General features: G+C 39.7%; 15 protein-coding genes. 7 read left to right on the top strand and 8 right to left on the bottom strand.

Features of this window, described 5'->3' with window-relative positions:
- The first annotated feature begins 65 nt into the window (after positions 1-65).
- The gene (locus ALPR1_RS19285) at positions 66-3,020 is read left to right on the top strand and encodes a glycoside hydrolase family 3 N-terminal domain-containing protein (protein ID WP_008203203.1); all 2,955 of its coding nucleotides are present in this window, start codon (positions 66-68) and stop codon (positions 3,018-3,020) included.
- A gap of 2 nt (positions 3,021-3,022) precedes the next feature.
- On the opposite strand, the gene ALPR1_RS19280 is transcribed toward ALPR1_RS19285, so the two are convergent.
- A complete protein-coding gene (locus tag ALPR1_RS19280; RefSeq protein ID WP_008203200.1) occupies positions 3,023-4,330 on the bottom strand; it encodes an APC family permease in 1,308 nt (435 codons plus the stop codon).
- Between the two features lie 282 nt (positions 4,331-4,612).
- On the opposite strand from ALPR1_RS19280, the gene bshA reads away from it, so the two are divergent.
- The 5 genes from bshA to ALPR1_RS19255 all read left to right on the top strand — a co-directional run bounded on the left by bshA (position 4,613) and on the right by ALPR1_RS19255 (position 11,192).
- Entirely contained in the window at positions 4,613-5,749 is a 1,137-nt protein-coding gene (bshA, locus tag ALPR1_RS19275) for an N-acetyl-alpha-D-glucosaminyl L-malate synthase BshA (protein WP_008203198.1), read from the top strand.
- Positions 5,750-5,869: 120 nt separating this feature from the next.
- A complete protein-coding gene (locus ALPR1_RS19270) occupies positions 5,870-6,493 on the top strand; it encodes a sterol desaturase family protein (protein ID WP_008203195.1) in 624 nt (207 codons plus the stop codon).
- 47 nt (positions 6,494-6,540) lie between these two features.
- Complete coding sequence (locus ALPR1_RS19265; RefSeq protein ID WP_008203194.1) at positions 6,541-7,365, top strand: NAD(P)-binding domain-containing protein; 825 nt, start codon at positions 6,541-6,543, stop codon at positions 7,363-7,365.
- A 69-nt stretch (positions 7,366-7,434) separates the two neighbouring features.
- Positions 7,435-9,552, top strand: coding sequence for an outer membrane protein assembly factor BamB family protein (locus tag ALPR1_RS19260; protein ID WP_008203192.1), 2,118 nt, complete (start codon positions 7,435-7,437; stop codon positions 9,550-9,552).
- A gap of 98 nt (positions 9,553-9,650) precedes the next feature.
- Entirely contained in the window at positions 9,651-11,192 is a 1,542-nt protein-coding gene (locus ALPR1_RS19255) for a long-chain-fatty-acid--CoA ligase (protein WP_008203190.1), read from the top strand.
- A 57-nt stretch (positions 11,193-11,249) separates the two neighbouring features.
- On the opposite strand, the gene ALPR1_RS21040 is transcribed toward ALPR1_RS19255, so the two are convergent.
- From ALPR1_RS21040 to ALPR1_RS19230, 6 genes are all read right to left on the bottom strand, one after another.
- Positions 11,250-11,516, bottom strand: coding sequence for a hypothetical protein (locus ALPR1_RS21040; RefSeq protein WP_237701599.1), 267 nt, complete (start codon positions 11,514-11,516; stop codon positions 11,250-11,252).
- Positions 11,517-11,569: 53 nt separating this feature from the next.
- Complete coding sequence (locus ALPR1_RS19250; protein WP_237701598.1) at positions 11,570-13,597, bottom strand: TonB-dependent receptor; 2,028 nt, start codon at positions 13,595-13,597, stop codon at positions 11,570-11,572.
- Between the two features lie 75 nt (positions 13,598-13,672).
- The gene (locus ALPR1_RS19245) at positions 13,673-14,866 is read right to left on the bottom strand and encodes a hypothetical protein (protein WP_008203189.1); all 1,194 of its coding nucleotides are present in this window, start codon (positions 14,864-14,866) and stop codon (positions 13,673-13,675) included.
- A 78-nt stretch (positions 14,867-14,944) separates the two neighbouring features.
- Positions 14,945-16,624 carry a hypothetical protein gene (locus ALPR1_RS19240; RefSeq protein ID WP_008203187.1) on the bottom strand — a complete coding sequence of 560 codons (1,680 nt, stop codon included), beginning with the start codon at positions 16,622-16,624 and terminating at the stop codon, positions 14,945-14,947.
- Between the two features lie 9 nt (positions 16,625-16,633).
- Positions 16,634-17,608 carry a FecR family protein gene (locus tag ALPR1_RS19235; RefSeq protein WP_008203184.1) on the bottom strand — a complete coding sequence of 325 codons (975 nt, stop codon included), beginning with the start codon at positions 17,606-17,608 and terminating at the stop codon, positions 16,634-16,636.
- Entirely contained in the window at positions 17,605-18,186 is a 582-nt protein-coding gene (locus ALPR1_RS19230; RefSeq protein ID WP_008203182.1) for an RNA polymerase sigma-70 factor, read from the bottom strand. Before ALPR1_RS19230 ends, ALPR1_RS19235 begins: the two co-directional genes overlap by 4 nt.
- A 204-nt stretch (positions 18,187-18,390) precedes the next feature.
- On the opposite strand from ALPR1_RS19230, the gene ALPR1_RS19225 reads away from it, so the two are divergent.
- A complete protein-coding gene (locus ALPR1_RS19225; RefSeq protein WP_008203180.1) occupies positions 18,391-19,092 on the top strand; it encodes a class I SAM-dependent methyltransferase in 702 nt (233 codons plus the stop codon).
- Here ALPR1_RS19225 and ALPR1_RS19220 read toward each other — a convergent pair.
- A complete protein-coding gene (locus ALPR1_RS19220; RefSeq protein ID WP_008203179.1) occupies positions 19,085-20,878 on the bottom strand; it encodes a heparinase II/III domain-containing protein in 1,794 nt (597 codons plus the stop codon). The genes ALPR1_RS19225 and ALPR1_RS19220 overlap by 8 nt on opposite strands.
- Positions 20,879-20,906 lie beyond the last annotated feature (28 nt).

Here is a 20,906-nt window from a genome sequence, read left to right as displayed (position 1 = left end):
AATTATCAGCTGGCCGTTTTCACAAATTTATTTTAAAAGTTAAGGATTAAAAATTTTACTCGGTAATGGGCATGAAGCTTTGGAGGGTTTTGACCGTTGGATTTATAGCAATTTTATTTTCTTCTGGAAGGTCAGATAGGATGGTGGCCGTTGAGGATCCATTACTTAGTGAGGATGTAAATAGACAAATTAGTTGGGTAGATTCTGTTTTTCAAAATCTTACATTTGACGAGCGACTGGGACAACTTTTTATGGTGGCTGCCTACTCCAATAAAGACCAGCGGCATGTCAATGAAATTTCTGAGTTGGTAAAGAATGAAAATCTGGGAGGCTTAATTTTTTTCCAAGGAGGGCCAGATCGACAAGCTCGTCTAACCAATTATTATCAAGCACAATCAAAAACACCTCTTTTCATAGCGATGGATGCCGAATGGGGTATCAGCATGCGTCTCGATTCTATACCTGATTTTCCAAAAGCAATGACTTTGGGGGCAGTTCAGGATACAGATTTGATCTATCAGATGGGGACCGAAATGGCCAGGCAATTTAAAGAACTGGGCATGCATATCAATTTCGCTCCTGTGGTAGATGTCAATTCTAATCCAGATAATCCAGTGATTGGGTACAGAGCTTTTGGAGAAAACAAAAAATTGGTGGCACAGAGAGCTGTTTCTTATATGAAAGGGCTTCAAGACCATGGGGTAATTGCCAATGCCAAGCATTTCCCTGGTCATGGAGATACTGAGGTGGATAGCCACTATTCTTTACCGGTCATTAAAAATCCTGAACAGAGAATTTGGGATGTGGATCTTTATCCTTACCAAGAACTTTTCAGAGAAAACCTGATGTCTGTGATGGTAGCGCATCTCAATATCCCCAGTCTGGATTCCCGTGCCGACATGGCCACAAGTCTTTCCAAGAAAGTGGTGACAGATTTACTTCAAAATAGGATGAATTTCCAAGGCTTGATTTTTACCGATGCTTTGAATATGCGAGGAGTAGCTAATACCAATTCCCCAGGTGAGGTGGATCTAAAAGCATTGCTTGCGGGAAATGATATCCTTCTCTATTCACAAGATGTGCCGAAAGCCAAGGCAATGATCAAAAGCGCAGTAGAAGACGGTGTCATCTCTGAATCCGAAATTGACAGAAGAGTCAAAAAGGTATTGAAAGCTAAATATTGGGCTGGGTTAAATGATTATCACCCCATCAATACCAAGGATCTTGTCAAAAGATTGAATACTCCAGAAACGGGTGAAATTATAGAAGAGCTTTATGCTGATGCTATGACTGTGGCTGTCAATAAGGATGATTTAATTCCTTTCAGACAGCTTGACATGAAGAAATTCGCCAGCTTGACTATTGGGGATGATGGAGAGGAATTCCAAAAGTACCTATCAAAATACACGGAGTTTGAGCATTTTTCTATCAAGAAGGCTGCAGACCAAAGCACACATTACAACATCATGAAAAAGTTGGAAGACTATGATGTAGTGGTGGTAGGCTTAATGGGTATTTCCAATAGTCCAAGGAGGAAATTCGGAATTGCTCCCGCAGATGTGGACTTGCTAAGAGATTTAAGTAAGAGGCAAAATGTAGTCGTTTCCTTATTTGGCAATGCTTATGGGGCCCAATATTTAGAAGGGCTGGATCATTTGGTCTTTGCTTATGAAAATAATGATATGACCCAAGAGCTTGTTCCTCAGGTTTTATTCGGAGGCAGACCTGCTCAGGGGATTTTGCCGGTAACTGTAAGTGATCAATTCTCTCAAGGAGTAGGAGGCTATTTGCAGGGATCGAATAGGTTGTCTTATGGGAGTCCGGAAAGTGAGGGCCTAGACAGTAAAATCCTTGACCAAATAGATGAGGTGGCAGAAAAAGCAATCCAAATGCAGGCTACCCCTGGAGCCAATGTGCTAGTTGTCAAAAATGGTAAAGTTGTTTTTGAACGTTCGTATGGAACTTTAGAGTATAAAAATAGTCCCAAGGTAAATTCAGAAACCGTTTATGATTTAGCCTCTATCACCAAGGTCCTAGCGACTACCCAAGCAGTCATGTTTTTGGAAAGTCGAGGGGAATTGGACATGAATAAAACGCTGGGTGATTACGTCCCAGAATTAAAGGGTACCAATAAAGCCAATTTGGTTTTAAAAGATGTAATGACTCATGAGGCAGGCTTAGTTGCTTATATTCCACATTATGTCAAGACTGTTCAAAACGGCATGTGGAGAGGTGATTATTACAAGCCTAAAGGTGAGGCTGGCTTTACTAGACCAGTTTCTAATGATATGTTTGCCAGAGATGATTTAAGAGACAGCATTTGGCACTGGACTGTGAAATCAAAGTTGCAGAGAAAAAGTGGAAGTCGATATAAATATGTTTATTCAGACCTTACCATGTATCTGATGCAGGCGGTGGTAGAAAACATAGTAAATCAGCCATTAAATGAATTTTTGGATCAAAACTTCTATGCTCCTTTAGGCTTAAATACCTTGACATTCCTACCTTATGAAAAAATGCCTTTAGATAACATTGCTCCTACGGAAGATGATGTGGCATTTAGAAAAAGATTGGTTCGAGGCTATGTTCATGACCCGGGAGCAGCCATGTTTGGTGGCGTAGCTGGGCATGCTGGTTTGTTTGGAACGGCGAATGATCTGGCGGTCATGATGCAAATGATGCTCAACAAAGGGAGTTATGGGGATGTAGCTTTAATCAAGCCAGAGACAGTGGAGGCATTTACAAAAAGGCAATCTAAAGTGAGTAGACGTGGCTGGGGTTGGGATAAGCCTGAAGTCGATATGGGGAAAGGTGGCTCTGCAGGAGATTTAGCTCCAAAAAGCACTTTTGGCCATACTGGATTTACTGGAACCTGTGTTTGGGCAGACCCTGAAAATGATCTCATCTATGTTTTTCTTTCCAATCGCGTTTACCCAGATGCCACTAATACCAAGTTATTAAGAGAAGGAATCCGAACAGACATTCACGATATTATCTACCAAGCAATGGGTAAAAAGTAAGACTACTTTCCTTCAGGATATTTCCTTCGATAGGACTTTGATTTTTTGTAGACTCCCTCGATTATAAAACATGTGAATACAATGGAGCCAGCGATAATTATCCCTGTTTTATTCGATTGAAGCTGTTGGTAAATCAATGTAATCGTGGCTAAGGAACAAAGGATAAAACCGATCAATGGGATGATTTTATTTCCGGATGTTTGATCAGATAGTTTAAAGCCTGAGAAATTGACGAAAGCAAATATCATGAGGAATCCTATGCTGCCTGATATGGAAATGCTTTCCAATTCCACCGTATTACACATAAGGAGAGTCAGTATTGCGGTGATTAATAATCCCACCGGTTGATTCCATAACTGGAAAGTCAAAGCATGTGGAAGTTCATCATCTTCTGCAATCTCATAACTCACTCGGCTTCCCCCGTAAAGGGAGGCATTTATGGCAGAAAAAGTGGAAATCAAAGCTGCAATGGTTATGATGGTGAAGCCTATTTTACCTAACATGGGTTTAGCAGCCTCAGCTAAAACGTAATCTTCGGCTTTCGCAATTTCAGAAAAAGGCAATGACCCTACAGTAACTATTGCAATGGTGACATATAAAAGGATGACGAAGCCAATTGAATAATAAAAAGCTCTGGGAATATTCTTTTTAGGTGAATCGATGTCAGGGGCGGCATTTGCTATCAATTCAAAGCCCTCATAAGCAACGAAAATCACCATTCCCCCACCGAGAATTTGAAAAGTGTTTTCCCATTGATCAGGTGAAAGTTGGGATAGGTTTTCGTTTCCAAAAAGGCCATAAAAGCCAATTCCAACAAAGCCAATAAGTATCAGTAATTTGACAAATACTGCAAAAGATTCAATTTCACCCACCACCTTAACGCTATAGTAATTGATAATAGTGGCGAGGATAATCACTGCGCTTGAATAGATATGGGAGTCTAAATTTTGATCTCCTGTAATCGAAAATAAATTAGGTGCATATGAGCCAAATGCTGATGCATATAAGGAAAGCATAATGATGTAACTCACCCATAAAAGATTGTTTACTCCGCCGCTAAAGACCGTTTTCCCAAAGCCTTCATTAATAAACTTGACAGTTCCTCCTCTATCCGGAAAAGTAAGAGATAAATGTACATAGCTGTAGGAGGTAATCAATGCTATTATCCCTGCCACTAAAAAAGCAATAGGGGTGGCTCCTTTTGATAGAGAGACTGCTAAGCCCAAAACCGCAAAGATTCCTCCACCCACCATACCGCCTATTCCTATGGACATGGCTTCCAGCAGTTTTATTTTCGGTTTTTGATTCAATGAAAGGTGGATTTGATTAATGACCTAAAAAATTATAATTAAGCATATTATTATAAAAATTGCTACTAATCCCCTGTTTTGATATCATGAGAGTATAAAAATCTGATTTTTTTTAATTTTTATTTACCCCGGATCTAGGGTGTATCTATATGAAAATCAGAGCCAAAAAGCGGGTGGGGTTTTCTAATTAGGACATTTTTTATATTTAAAATTCATAATTTGAACAAAAGTAAACCCAAAACGTGTTTAAAATCAGGTTTAAACACCGACACCATCTGAAATATGAAAATAGGCATTGTTTGTTACCCTACATTTGGGGGTAGCGGAGTAGTAGCGACAGAACTGGGAAAAGGTCTCGCAAAAATTGGGCATGAGGTACATTTCATCACGTACAGGCAACCCACTAGATTAGATTTCTTTAGCGAGAATCTATTTTACCATGAGGTAGACATAAAAAGTTATCCCTTATTTGAGCATGCCCCATACGAATTGGCATTAGCTAGTAAGATGGTTTCAGTGGTGAAATATGAGGAATTAGATCTACTGCATGTGCATTATGCTATTCCACATGCCTCTGCAGCCTATATGGCCAAACAAATATTAAAAGAGGAAGGGATTCAAATTCCCGTCGTGACTACCCTTCATGGTACAGATATCACCTTAGTAGGGAAAGATCCTAGCTATGAGCCAGTAGTGACTTTCAGTATCAATCAATCGGATGGTGTTACTGCAGTTTCTGAGGATTTAAGAAAAGAGACTTTTCAGCATTTCGATATCAAAAGAGACATTCATGTCATTCCCAATTTTATTGATTTAGAGCGCTTCAAAAAGCAAAAGAAGGAACATTTTAAACTAGCTATTTGCCCACAGGGAGAAAAGCTGTTAGTTCACACATCTAATTTCAGGAAAGTCAAGCGAGTAGAAGATGTTATTCGGGTTTTCTATGAGGTTAGGAAGGAAATTCCAGTTAAATTACTACTTGTAGGTGATGGCCCTGAAAGAGATAAGATGGAGCGTCTTTGTCGTGAACTTGGTACCTGCGATGATGTGAGGTTTCTAGGTAAATTAGAAGCTGTGGAGGAAGTGCTTTCCGTAGCAGATTTGTTTATGATGCCTTCTGAGAAAGAAAGTTTTGGGCTTGCGGCATTAGAAGCCATGGCATGCGAGGTGCCTATTTTATCCTCAGATGCCGGTGGGATTCCTGAGCTAAACATCAGCGGAGAAACGGGATTTGTTTGCCAAATCGGGGATGTTCAGGATATGAAAGAAAAAGCATTGTTTATTTTGGACGATAATAATCTCCCAATATTTAAGAGAAAAGCCTTAGCAAGAGCCAAGGAATTTGATATTTCCGCAATTTTACCTTTATATGTGTCTTATTATCAGAAGACAATAGAGAGCACTTTAGCACAGATTTGATAATTTCTTGAATTATTGGGGACTAAATAATCTTCCAAATAATTCAAATAGGTTAACTTTGTAACTCGACAGGGAGATTTTTACCTGGAGTACTTTAAAATAGATATTATACAACATCGCATGAAAAAGATTGGAAGACTAGATAAACCTGACAATTTTGGTACTGCAAGAATGTTTACCAATCCATTTCTGGAATGGTTGACAAGAACGAATATTTTGGTTCCCATTTCCATGTTCTTGGTATTTGCCGGAGTTTCATTTTACTATGCCTTAACCACCACAAGTATTGGCTTGGGCATTGGCTTGATAATTACTGTCATCGGATATATCGCTTTCACCTTTGTGGAATATATGATGCACAAGCATTTTTTCCATATGGAGCCAAGCAATCCTGTGAAAGATAAACTTCAGTATACGGTTCATGGAGTACATCACGATTATCCAAAAGATAAGTACAGATTAGCAATGCCTCCTTTTGTATCGGCTGCCTATGCCGCTATATTTTATCTTGTATTTACCTTGATCATGGGAGATTATGCTTTGTATTTTCTTCCAGGATTCTTATTTGGATATGCTAGTTACCTTGGGTTCCATTATTTGGTTCATGCACTAGCTCCACCAAAAAACTTTATGAAGGTTCTATGGGTGAATCATGCTATTCACCATTATAAAGATCCTGATGTGGCCTTTGGGGTAAGCACTCCACTTTGGGATATTCTTCTCGGGACCATGCCAAAAAAATAAACATTGAAAAACCTCCCATAAAAGGAGGTTTTTTTTATTCGAAACAAATGAAGAAAGTTGCAGTTATAGGCCTAGGATGGATTGGACTTCCCCTGGCTAATTTTTTACAAGATAGAAATTGGGAAGTTTGTGGGAGTACCACAAGCAAGGCGAAGTGTGCTTCTTTACAAGAGGCAGGGATATCAGCTATTCAATTTCAATTGGATCCTTTTCCCAAAGGCGAAGGGTTTCAAAAGCTTTTTGAAGCTGAATATATGGTGATTAACATACCCCCCAAATCCCGTTCTCAGTCATCAGGTTTTTACATAGAACAATTGAAATACCTAATGAGTATGCTGGGCAAATCTGAGGTAAAAAAAGTTGTTTTTGTTTCCAGCACAGGAGTTTATCCATCCGAAAAAAATGGAATGACTTATACAGAGGATTTTGTTCTGACGAAGGAAAATGCAGGTAATCCTACCTTGCTTACCGCAGAAAAAATGGTCTTAAGTGAAAATAATTTCGATACCACCATCATCAGGTTTGGAGGGTTATTAGGTGTGGACAGGATTCCTGGAAGATACTTTTCAGGAAAAGATCAGGTGGTCGGACATACCCGAGTTAATTTTATTCATCAAGAGGATGCTGTCAGGGTTATGGCATGGATTCTAGAGGAGGAACTTTGGGGAAAAACCTTCAATGCTGTTGCTCCAGTTCATGCAGTTAGAAAAGAGATTTATGAAAAAAACTCTCATGAACTGGGCATAAAGCCTCCTAAAAGTTATGCTCCGCCAAAGGAGGGCGAGGACCGATTGATTTCTCCAGAAAAGCTTCTTAGTACAGGTTTTGAGTTCCACTTTCCTGACCCCCTTGATTTTACTTATGTGAAGTAGACCTTAGGATTTTGAAGGGGCTTTAAAAAAGCCGATATTTTTAGAATCAATTTCCTTAAACCCAAGAATATGAAAGTAATTCCTTCAAGCTTTCTGGTATTTCTATTTTTTCTTATTGCATGTACGTCCGAAGAAAATAATATTGATTATACAGATTGGTCACATTATGGAGGTCCGGAAGATGGTTCCCGTTATTCATCTTTAACACAAATCAACAAGGATAATGTAAGTCAACTTGCACAAGCTTGGGTTTACCATACAGGCGATGCGACAGAAAGATCCCAAATCCAGTGTCAACCGATCGTGATTGATGGCATTTTGTATGGTACCAGCCCATCACTTGATGTTTTTGCTTTGGACGCAGCAACAGGCAAAGAAATTTGGCGATTTGATCCATTTGATATTTTAGGAGGAGAAAATTCTTGGGCAGGAACAAATCGTGGTGTGAGTTATTGGGCAGAAGCAGAAGATAAAAGAATCCTTTTTGGGGCTGGAAACTGGTTGATGGCGGTAGATGCTTTGACAGGTAATCCTATTTCTGAATTTGGAGATGGAGGTAAAGTGGATCTAAGGAAAAATTTAGATACCGATAGAGACGATTTTTTGATTGTAGCCAATGCTCCGGGAGTAATTTTCAAGGATAAGATCATCATTGGGATGCGGCTTTCTGAGGGGCTGGATGCTGCCCCAGGCCATATTCGGGCCTATAATGTGAAAACTGGTAAAAGAGAATGGATTTTTCATACCATCCCTCAAAAAGGTGAATTCGGCTATGATACCTGGGACTCGGAGTTTATTCAGAAAATTGGAGGGGCCAATAATTGGGCAGGAATGGTAGTCGATCAAAAAAGAGAAATCGTCTTCGTCCCTACTGGTTCTGCCACCTATGATTTCTGGGGTGGATATAGAACCGGAGACAACTTATATGCAAATTCCTTAGTGGCTTTAGATGCTAATACCGGAGAGAGAATATGGCATTTTCAGGCGGTTCATCATGATGTTTGGGATAGGGATTTTCCTGCCAATCCTAACCTCATAAGAATACAGAAAGAGGGAGAATGGATTGATGCGGTAGCTCAGATTTCAAAGCAGGGGATGACCTATGTTTTTGATCGAGAATCTGGTGAACCCATCTGGCCTATTGTAGAGACCAATGTCCCTCAATCCAATTTGCCTGGTGAGATTACTTCTGCCACACAGCCGATCCCAACATTGCCAGAGCCATTTATGAACATGACTTTTGAGGACTCCGATATTTTGAGTTTAAAACCAGAATGGGAAGAAGATATTAGAAGTCAGTTGGTGAATGTTCAGTATGGTGATACCTGGGCTCCACCAAGCTCGGAGCATGGAATTATTTTATTTCCAGGAATGGATGGTGGCGGTGAATGGGGCGGGGCTTCTTTTGATCCAAGTAATCAAACATTATATGTGAATGCCAATCAGATCCCATGGCTTATTGAGATGACACCCAATGCTGAATTTGAGAATGTTGGGCAATCTATCTACAGCAGTTACTGTGGTAATTGTCATGGGCTTTCACGAAAAGGGGATTTGCCTGCAATACCTTCATTAATAGGGCTTGCTGAAAAGTACTCCCAAGATTCTTTGAATCAATTGATTATAAAAGGAAGAGGGGCTATGCCCGCTTTTGATCATATTAGTGAAGAAAATAGAAAGATTTTAACAGCCTTTTTACTTGGTAAAAATTTGGAGGAAGGTGATAAAAAGGATATGGAGGGAGAGAATGTTCCTTTAGCCCCTGGGTACTATATGAATGGATATAAAAAATTGCTAACGAAAGATGGGGTTTATGGCTCCAATCCACCTTGGGGCTTATTAACAGCCATTGATATGAATACCGGCAAGAAAAAATGGCAAGTCACTTTGGGTGAGATTAATTCATTAAGCGCACAAGGGTTTGAGCCTACTGGGACTGAAAATTATGGAGGTCCAGTGGTAACAGCAGGAGGTCTACTTTTTATTGCTGCGACGAAGGATGAGAAAATCAGAGCCTTTGACAAGGAAACGGGAGAAAAGCTTTGGGAAGCTAAGTTGCCAGCGGCAGGGCATGCTACCCCAGCAATGTATGAATATGATGGCAAACAATTCCTTGTGATCGCTTGTGGAGGGGGAAAAGGGACCAAAAGTGGAGATTCTTATGTGGCTTTCGCGCTTCCAGACTAATAGGTTGATTGACTTGAATCGTTATAAAAAGCTAAAAAATAGTTAGATTGATGTAGTGCCTAAGAATTTAACATTACACCCATCTAATCGATAGAATCATGATGAATCTTTCAGTATTGTTGGAAGAGAGTGCTCGGAAATATCCCAATAAGGACGCCTTTATTTTTATGGATAAGCGCTTGACTTTTGCTCAGATAAATGGAGCGGCCAATCAAATAGCAAACAGCATTCAAAAATTAGGAATCAAAAAAGGTGATCGAGTAGCACTAAGCTGTCTTAATTTACCTTATTTCCCAATGGTCTATTTCGGGATTTTAAAAGCAGGAGCCATTGTTGTTCCGCTCTCCGTGCTACTCAAACATGATGAAATAGAATATCATCTTCAAAACTCAGGTGCGAAAGCCTACTTTTGTTTTGAGGGGACTCCAGACTTGCCCATGGCAAAAGAGGGCTATGAGGGATTCTGCAACACTGATTGTTGTGAACAATTTATTGTAATCAGCCCCCAAATGTCCGATCCTTCACCTATTGATGGGGTTAAGGCTTTAGGGATGCTGATGAAAGATGAACCTCCTGTTTTTTCTACGGTAGTCACAAAATCGGATGATACAGCACTTATTATTTATACCTCTGGTACCACGGGTAAGCCAAAGGGAGCTGAGTTATCACATTCTAATTTATTGCTGAATGCGATGCTTTCGGTGAAAATCCTCTCTTTGGAAAAGGAAGATACCCAACTCATCGTATTGCCTCTCTTTCACATTTTTGCTATGACGGTATTAATGAATGCAGGACTCTATGTCGGTGCAACCAGCGTATTATTACCTAGGTTTGATGCATCCCAGGTTTTTGGTTTGATGCAAAAACATCAGGTAAACATTTTTGCTGGGGTTCCTACCATGTATTGGGGGTTATTGAATTTTGAGGGAGAACAATTTGACCTAAAAGGTATCGCAAAGAATTTAAAAACTTGTGTTTCAGGAGGAGCTGCTTTGCCCGTCAATGTTCTGGAAAATTTTAAGAAAAAATTTAATGTAGATATTTTAGAAGGGTACGGTATGTCTGAAGGGTCTCCTGTGGTGACTTTTAACCAAAAAGAGTTTGGGACCAAGGCAGGATCAGTTGGGGTTCCAATCTGGGGAGTAGAAGTTAAAATAGTGGATGAAGAGGGAAAAGAACTTCCTGTAGGAGAGAAGGGTGAATTAATCTATCGCGGGCATAATGTGATGAAAGGATATTACAATAATCTAGAAGCTAGCGAAAAAACCATTCAGGATGGCTGGTTGTATTCAGGGGATGTCGCCATAAAAGATGAGGATGGGTTCTTTTTCATTGTGGACCGGACTAAGGATATGATCATCAGGAAGGGCTTGAATGTTTACCCTAGAGAGATCGAGGAAGTGATGATGAAGCATGAGGCGGTATCGATGGTAGCTGTCATAGGTGTTCCTGCTGAAAGCTTAGGTGAAGAAATAAAAGCTTGTGTGGTACGCAATAATGGTTTTGATATTAGTGAAGAGGAGTTGATTTCATGGACGAAAGCACATATTGCATCATATAAATACCCAAGGATTATCGAGTTTTTGGATGCTTTACCCATGTCCGCAACAGGTAAAATTCTTAAGAAAGAATTGAGTTAGAGGAGCAAGGAAATACCCGGCCTAATGAGGAAATTTCATTAGGCCAGGCATTTATTTTTAGAACTCTACTCGATAACTAAGGATCGGGATTAATGGAGTCAAATAAGAAGTCATGATCTCTCCTTCTGTTGGATCATAATAGCTTCCATAGACATTTTTTCTGTTGGTCGCGTTTTGTATGTCCAAAGCCCAGGTGCGAGTTGATTTTGGTTTATTTTTCTTCAGGCTGATTCTCAAATCAGTTCTGAAATAAGCAGGGTTTTGCTCTTCAAAGGCTCGGTTCTCATCAAAAACAGTTTCTTCTGCTTCAATGGATTCATCCAAAAGGATTGGGTTCGTCCTAAAGCCCCCTCCATAGATTGCCCGAAGGTTGATTCCTAAGGCTCGATTTTTTTCAAGGCAAATTCTTTTCCTCCTGTAAATGTGACGTTCAAATTCCCATTGTACCGAGTATTTCTCCAGACGTTTTCCTGAGTCTTATAAAGCGAATTATAGAGTGAGGTTGAAAGCAGGAAGTACATGTTATTATTGGTGAATTGCTCCAAAGTCAGCTCTACACCATAATTTTTTCCAAACCCTTCATTGATCAATGGATCTGTAGCAAATGTCCATTGCTGGTTGATAATAGAATAAGTCTCATCAACCCCTTCCTTGATTGGAATTTGGAATAAATGCTGATAATAGGCTTCTAGCTTTAATCGTAGGAAAGGATTGAGGGAACGGTCATAACCCAAGACAAAATGATGCGATTTACTAAAATCAAGGTTTTCATTTGGAAGTAAAATGGTACCATTCACTTCTTGCTCTGCAAGATAGGTTCCCAATGGTTGGATCTGACTGTGCAGGCCATACCCGAAATTAATTCGTTGTACCTCATCGAGTTCATAGGAAGCGCTCAGCCTGGGCTCAATAGATCTTGAATGATTCAGAAGTAGCTCCAAATAATGCAAACCAACATTCAACGTAAGACGGTCATTTGCCTTATAATTCCATTGTGAGAAAGCCTGAATACTTTGTGTATTGCCTTTAGAGTCAATCTCACGTACCATGATTCCCTGGTCTTCATCATAATTGTTTTGATACAAATTATAATATAGCTGGTTGAGATAAATGCCTGTTCGCAGACTGGATCTTGCAGATAATTTAGAATTCAAGACCGTACTCAGAGTTATTTTAGAATTGCCAAACTGCTCTTGATAGCGATTCTCATTGACTATTTCCTGATTTAATCTAAACTCATTGAATTCAATGGTATTGCCAGAAAACAGGATAGTGGATTGAAGGAAATTTGACTTGTTTACAGTCAAAGAATGTTTTAACCCAATTGCTCCAGTATTGGAAAGGAAATTAGAGCTGTACCTGTCGCCATCGCTCTCCCATTTCAATGAATCTGATTCCGCCTCACTATCTTGGTCACTAAGCCCACCGAAGCCAAATATTGAAAAACTGCTTTTAGCACTAGTAGGAAGATAAATATTGAAGGAAAGATCCTGGAAATTGGTTGCAAAATCTCCTAAGGGTAACCCAAGTTTTGATAAAAGTGAAAGCGTGGAATATCGGTAGTTGACCAAATATGAACCCCGGTAATTCTTGGCAATAGGACCCTCCGCAGCTACGTCTATACCTAGAAATCCAGCTTGGAAAGTATACTCTTGATTTTCATTATTTCCTTTTCTCAGATTTAGGTCGAAAACTCCCGAAAGGGCATTCCCATATTCAGCAGGAAAAGCTCCTGTTAGGAAATCTGAATTGGATAGAAGTTGAGCACTTAAGATAGATACACCACCGCCCGAACTCCCTGGGTTAATGAAATGATTTGGGTTGGGAATTTCTATTCCCTCCATTCTCCAAAGTAATCCATTTGGACTATTTCCTCGAATAGAAATGTTGTTATTGCCATCATCAGTACTCACCACACCTGAAAAGGAGGCAGCCATTCTGCCTGGGTCGTTAACAGCAGCAGCAAACTTTTTTGTTTCCTCAACCGAAAATGTTCTACCGCTGACCACCACCATATCATTGATAGTTCTATCTTTTTCTGTAGCAGTCACTACAAATTCTTGAATCTGTGTGATGTCTTCTTCCATGAAGACCTCTAATACAACCTCTTTCCCTGAGTTTACTTGTACGTTTGGCAAGATAGACTCTTGGTATCCAACATAACTTACGCGTAAAGAATGCTGACCCAGGGGTACATTTTGAAGCTTGAATTCTCCCAATTCATTGGTGACTCCTCCGATCAAAGGATCTGTGTTGAGAATCATAATAGAAGCACCTATCAGGGGTGATTTGCTGACCTGGTCAACAATTTTCCCCCGAACCGTTTGACTTATTTCCTGCGCTTGAGCGGATATTTGAATCAAGAACAGACATAAAAAGAGATAGATTTTGAAAAGAGAATTCATAGCATTTCAATTTTTAGACATGGGTCTTCCATTCTGAGTAATTCTCAGTGAAAGAAAGATGTAGAATGAATGTGTTTATAGGAATCTTAAACCTGCGCGGAAGCCCCACCATAATTGGCCTCCAAGGTCTGAGTTGTATTTATAAGTGCCTTCGGAGATGACTTTGAAACCGTCGTAAATAAATAAGTCAGGATGACGGTCATAGTTGTTTTCGTACAATCGATAGTTAAGCGTTGGGCCTGCGAAAATCCCAAACTTTTTAGCAACCTGTAAGTCTAAACCAACATGCAGGCGATTGATCATATTGAGAGCTTCTACATTTCCGCGATTAAGTTGTTCGGAACTGAGTTCAATATTTAAGAAGGACTTTTTCCCTAGTCTGGGAGATGTTCCTATTCCGTATCCGAATGCCCAAGTGGTGAACTCGGTAAATTCTGGACGAAAACCAACCATGACGATATTATAAAAGCTTCTGGTTCCGGTGCGGAAAGCAAAATTGATAGGAAGGTTTTCATTAGTGCTAAGCTCTATTTTATGATAACCTGATTTTACAAAACTAATCAATCCAATAGGTGCTCCAGAAGTGCTATCTGAGTAATTAATTAGTCCTATTTGGGATCCATGAACATTTCTAGCAAAGTTCAAAATTCCTGCTATCTGTACACCATGGAGGTCTTTTGGAGTAAAATTGATCAACCCTGCAGCCTGCGTGCCATGGACATCACCTATAGCAAAGTTTCCAAGACCAGCTCCTTGAAAACCATTGAATTCTTTTCCTGAGAAATTGATTAGCCCAGCAGCTTGGAATCCATGTGCTTGCTGCCCGGAAAAGTTTACCAGACCTGCCATCTGAGCACCTCTTAATCCAGTAGCTGTGAAATTGACTAGCCCAGCCCCTTGAAGGCCTTGAACAGAATCTAAACTTGAATTCACTAAGCCAGCGAGTTGAACTCCGTTGAATTTGCCACCTACTTGATTAAATAAGCCAGCTAATTGTACATGCTTGGCATCATATCGATTGATATTGAATAAACTAGCCATCTCTAGTTTATTGGTTCCTGCTGAGTAGCCACCAAAAAGGTTAAAAGAATAATCATTGATAGTGGTTCCTGAGCGAGTGCCGTTGGTTCCTAAATAAGGGACAATAGATATTTGGAAATTACTGGTAGAAATTCCAGCTTCATTGTCATTTGTTGTTTGTGAAATTCCCGATAGTGGATTCAGGGTAAATAGTAAGAAAGCCCCGATTAATTTGTTAAACGTTTTCATAGTCTTGGATTAGATTTCGATTCTAAGACAATCGAAATTCAAACGACCCCTATGAAAAATTGAAAAAAATTAAAATTTTTAGAAAAAGCGTATTCCTGCTCTCCAGCCCCACCATAATTGACTTTTGAAACCATCTGTATAATCTTCTTCTGAGATGATTTTGGGCGATGAGTAAGTGAATAATTCCGGATGATCTGTAAAAGAATTATCGTATACCCTCAAATTGATGCTTGGCCCTGCAAAAACTCCAATCCCCTTGGCCAACTGATAATCCAGGCCAATGAATCCCCTGTTGATTAAGTTTAAAGCCTGAATATTTCCTTTGATGAGTTGTTGCGAACTTAGCTCCACATTCAGGAAAAGCTTATTGGCAAGTCTTGGCGAGCTACCTATCCCGTAGCCAAAAGCCCAGGTAACTGAGTCTGCTTTTTCAGGTCTCATTCCAGCAAAAAGCATGGTGTAGAATCCCCTTGTACCTGTTCTAAGGGATACATTTAAAGGTAAAATCTCATCTGCTGACAGTTCGACTTTATGGTATCCTTTCCTTACAAAACTGATCAGTCCAATAGGAGTACCAGAGATACTATCTGAATAATTAAATAGGCCAAGTTGCATGCCTTTGACATTCCTAGCGATGTTTAAGACAGGGCTTATTTGGGCGCCTCGGACATCATGATGCGTGTAATTTGCTACTCCTGCTAGTTGTAATCCATCCATGTCTGAAGTAGAAATGTTTAGAACTCCTGCGGTTTGCCATCCCTTCACTGGCCCTGAGCTAAAGTTCGAAACTCCAGCAAACTGTACTCCTCTGACTGTGTCTAAATTTATATTGGTAAGCCCGGCAATTTGCAATCCTCGTACAGTTCCTCCCACTTGATTGAATAACCCTGCTACTTGAAAATATTGCGTATTTCTTCTGTTGATGTTAAAAAGTCCACCTATTTCTGCTTTGTTTGTGCCTCCGGAAAAACCACCTAAAATATTTAGGGAGAAGTTATTAACTACAGAACCTGAAAGCTTTCTATTGGTTCCAAGGAAAGGAACAAATGACATCTGAAAGCCCCTTTCAAGCGTATCAGGGACGTTTTCAAGGTTGGTGAAGCCCACAGAGTTTTTGGTCCATATCCAGAAGTTCTTCATGGGTTCAGTAAGGCTCTGAACTATCGGGGCAACATTTTCTCCCTCAGCTTTCAAGAAGATTTTCTTGAATCTGGATTTCTGATTATCCACTATCAGGGTATCTGCATAGTCTTTTTTATTTATGACCAATTGGAAGTTTTCTTCTGCAGGATTTTTTATCTGAAACTCAAAAAAACCAAATTCATCCGTGGTGGAAGATTGCAGGGTAATCGGGTTATAAACTGTGGCATTTTTGATTCGATTTCCGGATTGTTCATCCACCAAATAGCCGCTGATAGTGATTTCCTTGTCTGTGGATGGAGCTGGAGTTAGAATAATGTAATTACCTCGTTGTTTGTAATTTACTTCCCCATTAAAGACATCCTCTAAAACCTCTCGACAAGAGTTGTTTTCATAGTTTTTAGAAACATCCAATGAAACATCCAATGCTGAAGGGCTATAGGAAAACACACCACCTATTTCTTTGGAAAGGCGATTTAAAAACTGTTCTAAGGGTTCGTTTTCAGCGGATATGCTGATGTTTTTTTCAAGTAAAGAATTCTGCTGGGAGAAAGCAGCTTGGCTAAATCCCAGAAAAAAGAATACCGGAAAAAGGTACCTTGTTAAAACATTTTTCATCTTAAAAAATTAATTGCAACCCGTGCCTGAAAGTAGGAATTCGTCCCCTTCTTGTTGAAGTTCCAAATTTAAAGTTTCGGAAATAATCATCAATATCGTATTCAATTCCTCTTCTTCAAAATTCACTGTTAGCCTACAATTTCCTATCGGCCCTTCCAGACGAATATCTTTTTGATAAACCTCACTAAGTTGGCTGATGACAGTAGTCAAATCATCATTATTATAGGAGAAAGATCGTGAGGCATAAGCAACCACATTTTGATCAGAGATGGTTTTAGAAAATGTATTGTCGCTTTTATCAAAGATCCCTTTTTCACCTGCACTTAGTTCTATGCCCTCTTGATTGGGTAAATACATTTTCACCAATCCTTCGAGCACTGAAACTTCCACAATTGGGCTGTCGGGATACGCTTTTACATTAAATACTGTTCCTATATCTTCTATTAAAAGCTGGTCTACCTGTACTTGCCAAGTAACTTTTTTGGTCTCAGGGATAGTGATAAGAGATTCACCGCTAAGCTTGATTAAGCCAGTTTTCTTTCTCTCATTGTAGGCCACTTGAACTTCCGAATCCCGATTTAGTGAGATGCTGGTATTATCAGGCAAGACTTGGGTTTCTACATTACTCGCACTGAGATACTCAAATTCTTTTGGAGCATTGATTTGCTGGTAGATGAGAATAGAAATTGCTGCAATTAAGGCAAAGCCCGCTGCGATTCTCCATATTGGAAATAGGACTGATTTTCCAGCTTTTGGTTTTTGGATCTGCGGTTGGATTTTCTGCCAAGCCTTTTCGGAATCAAATTTTTGTTGACTTGGTAGGTTAGCTCTTTTAAAAATCAACAATTCATCATCCAGAGTTTTTTGGTTCTGTGGAGATTGAGCACACCAGTCCATCAGCTCTTTCTCTTCAGAAGGACTGATCTCACCTACAATGTATTTGGCGATTAGATTGTCGATATTTAGTTCTTCCTGATCTCTCATTTTTCTGTTAAAAACTGAATAAATAAGATGATAAATGGAAGGTATTCCTGCAATTGAATACGCATCATCTTCAAAGCTTTTCCCATTTGATTTTCCACAGTTTTAATGGAAATATTTAACTGATCAGCTATTTCCTGGTATTTCAATTCCTCAAACCTACTCATTGTGAAAATGACCCTGCATTGCTGGGGTAATTTCTGGATGGCATTTCTGATTTTATCCTCCAATTCATCATGGATCGTTTTCTCATCAGATGCCCCGCTAAAATCCTCCCCTTTTTGAATCACCATTTCACTGTAATTCCTTTTGACTCTCTGGTGTTTAATTTCATTCAGACAGGCATTTCGAATGATTTGATACAGGTAGGATTTGACAGAGCTCTGGATGTCAATTTTTTCACGCTTTTCCCAAAACTTGATAAAACAGCTCTGTACGACTTCCTCAGCCTCATCAGGATCTGGGAGGTAGGAGTTGGCGTAGCGACATAAGGGTTGATAATATTCTTTAAATAACATCTCCAGTGCTTTTTCATCACCTGATTTAATCGACTGAAAAATCATTTGATCCGTTAATTGCATGGAGGCATATTAGCTGTTCCTGCAAGATAATAGTTTGATTGGGTTTTTATATAAGACAAGTCAAAGCCATTTTACCCCTATCATGATTTGAAATTTTTTTAAAAAGACCTGAATAACCTTCTTTCGAAAATGCCCTAGGAGCTGAAATCAATTTATTTGAAAACCTGTGCGTCCATTATTCGGTTGTATAAAAAAAAATCCCTCATGAGATATTTACTAAGTTTTGTTTTTGCCTGCGGCATTTTTATCTCTTGCCAAGCTCAAAAGGATACATATACCTTCAAAAACCCAAGCCGGGATGGAACGGGAAAGTATTTTATGGGAAGAGAAATTTCTCAAGTAATGGGCTTTGCTGGGAAAAATTGGCTGGAACGAGATACTAGAGAGGAGGAAGAGAATGTTTCATTGGCGATTGAAAAGCTTCCGATTAATTCTTCCAGTGTGGTGGCAGATATTGGGGCAGGATCAGGATATTACACTTTTCGAATCGCTCCAAAAGTTCCAAAGGGGAAAGTATACGCTGTAGATATTCAAGAGGCTGCAGTAAAATATTTAAATGATAAAAGTTCGGACTTGGGATTTGAAAATGTGGAGGCCATAAAAGGAGGTGAAAAAGGTCCAAATTTACCCTTGAACTCCATTGATCTAGCCATTATGGTGGATGTCTATCATGAACTATCCTATCCAAAAGAGATGCTTCAAGCCATCTGGAAATCTTTGAAACCAAATGGAAAAATTATCCTTTTGGAGTACCGGGGAGAAGACCCTACGATACCCATCAAGCCACTTCATAAAATGACGGAAAGACAAGCGAAGAAGGAACTGGAGGATAATGGTTTTCGATTGGTGGAAAACGGGAAGTTTTTAAAAATCCAACACTTTTTAGTGTTCGAAAAGGTCAATTGATTGGAATTAGCCTTACTTCTAATTTTTGTTTTTGTTTAGGGGCCAATTCAGTTTCAAAACCAAGCAATACCAAACCCTCATTTTTTTCCTCGCCTGCAGCCGTTGGGTCGACAGGATATTGTTTGAGCGTGCTGTTTTTTGGAGAGACAATCCTTAGCCTTAATTTTTCTCCATTTTGAGAAATGATACATTCATTGTCCTGCAGCATTTCAATAGAATCATAAGTCATCATCGCCCATCGGATAGTTGAATTGGCTTCATTATTTTGAACTTGATCGATGATCCTGACTTCTTTGTTTTTTCGGATAAGGTTTGTCCTAATGGCACTTTTTAACTGTTCAGAATAGACAGAACTGATGTCCACGCGAGTCGATTTTATTTTTTTTCGATCCTTAACTTTGATAATCTCTCCTTTTCCATGGATATCCTGCAAAGCACTGTCTACCAAAAGTGTATTATGGGCGTAGTTTGTGTATCGAAATACAGACCATCGTTCGCCGTCCTGTTTCCCATCCCAAATATTAACTCCCTGCGATTCCAAAGAATTATAATTATTCATTCCTAGATCTATAGCCCATCGTACTCCATTGGCATCCATGACAAAACTTCCTACATCCATATGGCCATGGCTTACCTCAGGAGATCCTGCTTTGGTGCCTAGATAAATGGCATTTTTATCCCAGCTACTTCGCTGGAAGCTTACGGGGTTTTCGCCTCTTCCAGACCAGGAAAGTTGATCTGGTTGAGGGATATTGTCCAGTTCCATTTCCGAAAGCCAGATCAATAGAAAGGCAAAAAACCTATCCCCATTATTTTCTGGGTTCAACTGCTTTTCCTGATCTACAAATTTTTGTAAAAAAGGTACTTGGTCCGTTAAGAGACTAGGATTACTTGTTTTAGAGGCAAACCAAAACATACCTGCAGACATCACCTGATTTTGGCGGGAATCTGAATAATTAAAGCTTCCTGTGGGCCCATGTGCATGGAGAAAGTAATTGCCGGTATTTAGAAAACCATCAGAAACAGGAACGGATACATCAGGAAATTTTTTCTCAAAAGCGTCTAGAAAAAGTACATGAAACGTGGTGCCGTACTCCCAATAGGAAGTCCCTTCTGGATAAACCCCATCAGGGTTGTATTGGGCTTCAGGAATCCGAATTTTTTCCTTAGATCTAGCCACAATTTCAGAGGAGATTTCTGGGTAGAATTCCTCAATTGCCCAAGCGCCTATTGCCAAGGAAGCATGGCAAACCTGGTTCCAATTGTTAGTAGTCGTAATCCACCAATAATCTTCCGCCATTGAAGGTTTCAACCCTTTTTCAAGAATGGCTTCTCTAATTATTTTTGATGACTCGGGTGAAAGGTCAGCATGCACCCAATCGTATCCTATCCCCATAGCCATCGTCATTTCTGCTACATCGAGAAAATGGGAGGGGTTCCAATCTTCGAACGCCGCCGCCGCTAAAAGATACTTTTCTGTTGCTCTGAGATATTTTTCATCTCCAGTCAGCTGATAGGCGTAAGCCAAATAGGAAATTCGCTTCAAATAGGCTCTGCTAATGCTTAAAAGCCTCCTGCCAGTCATCTGTCTAGCTGGGGCAGGTAACTCTGAAATATCATCTGCAACCTTCAAGAACTCGCCATGAATCTCCTTTAAAAAGGGATCGGATGTTTTAGGCTTTTGAGTAATAAAAAGAGAAGGTATGGTCTTTTGGGCCATTGCCTGAGGAATCAAAAAAGTAGCAAGGCAAAGTATTAAAGTGGCATTTCTAATTAGAGTTATCATGGGTAAGGGTGTTGAAGAAGCATTTCTA

The organism is Algoriphagus machipongonensis (genome assembly GCF_000166275.1).
Lineage (GTDB): Bacteria > Bacteroidota > Bacteroidia > Cytophagales > Cyclobacteriaceae > Algoriphagus > Algoriphagus machipongonensis.
This window is presented reverse-complemented; position numbering and strand designations above follow the sequence as displayed.

What these genes read in the sequence shown, in the direction of transcription:
- ALPR1_RS19250 (WP_237701598.1), bottom strand. Translation starts at nt 13,597, where the DNA reads ATGAATTCTCTTTTCAAAATCTATCTCTTTTTATGTCTGTTCTTGATT.
- ALPR1_RS19225 (WP_008203180.1), top strand. Translation starts at nt 18,391, where the DNA reads ATGAGATATTTACTAAGTTTTGTTTTTGCCTGCGGCATTTTTATCTCT.
- ALPR1_RS19230 (WP_008203182.1), bottom strand. Translation starts at nt 18,186, where the DNA reads ATGCAATTAACGGATCAAATGATTTTTCAGTCGATTAAATCAGGTGAT.
- ALPR1_RS19270 (WP_008203195.1), top strand. Translation starts at nt 5,870, where the DNA reads ATGAAAAAGATTGGAAGACTAGATAAACCTGACAATTTTGGTACTGCA.
- ALPR1_RS19245 (WP_008203189.1), bottom strand. Translation starts at nt 14,866, where the DNA reads ATGAAAACGTTTAACAAATTAATCGGGGCTTTCTTACTATTTACCCTG.
- ALPR1_RS19235 (WP_008203184.1), bottom strand. Translation starts at nt 17,608, where the DNA reads ATGAGAGATCAGGAAGAACTAAATATCGACAATCTAATCGCCAAATAC.
- ALPR1_RS19240 (WP_008203187.1), bottom strand. Translation starts at nt 16,624, where the DNA reads ATGAAAAATGTTTTAACAAGGTACCTTTTTCCGGTATTCTTTTTTCTG.
- ALPR1_RS19285 (WP_008203203.1), top strand. Translation starts at nt 66, where the DNA reads ATGGGCATGAAGCTTTGGAGGGTTTTGACCGTTGGATTTATAGCAATT.
- ALPR1_RS19255 (WP_008203190.1), top strand. Translation starts at nt 9,651, where the DNA reads ATGATGAATCTTTCAGTATTGTTGGAAGAGAGTGCTCGGAAATATCCC.
- bshA (WP_008203198.1), top strand. Translation starts at nt 4,613, where the DNA reads ATGAAAATAGGCATTGTTTGTTACCCTACATTTGGGGGTAGCGGAGTA.
- ALPR1_RS19265 (WP_008203194.1), top strand. Translation starts at nt 6,541, where the DNA reads ATGAAGAAAGTTGCAGTTATAGGCCTAGGATGGATTGGACTTCCCCTG.
- ALPR1_RS19220 (WP_008203179.1), bottom strand. Translation starts at nt 20,878, where the DNA reads ATGATAACTCTAATTAGAAATGCCACTTTAATACTTTGCCTTGCTACT.
- ALPR1_RS19260 (WP_008203192.1), top strand. Translation starts at nt 7,435, where the DNA reads ATGAAAGTAATTCCTTCAAGCTTTCTGGTATTTCTATTTTTTCTTATT.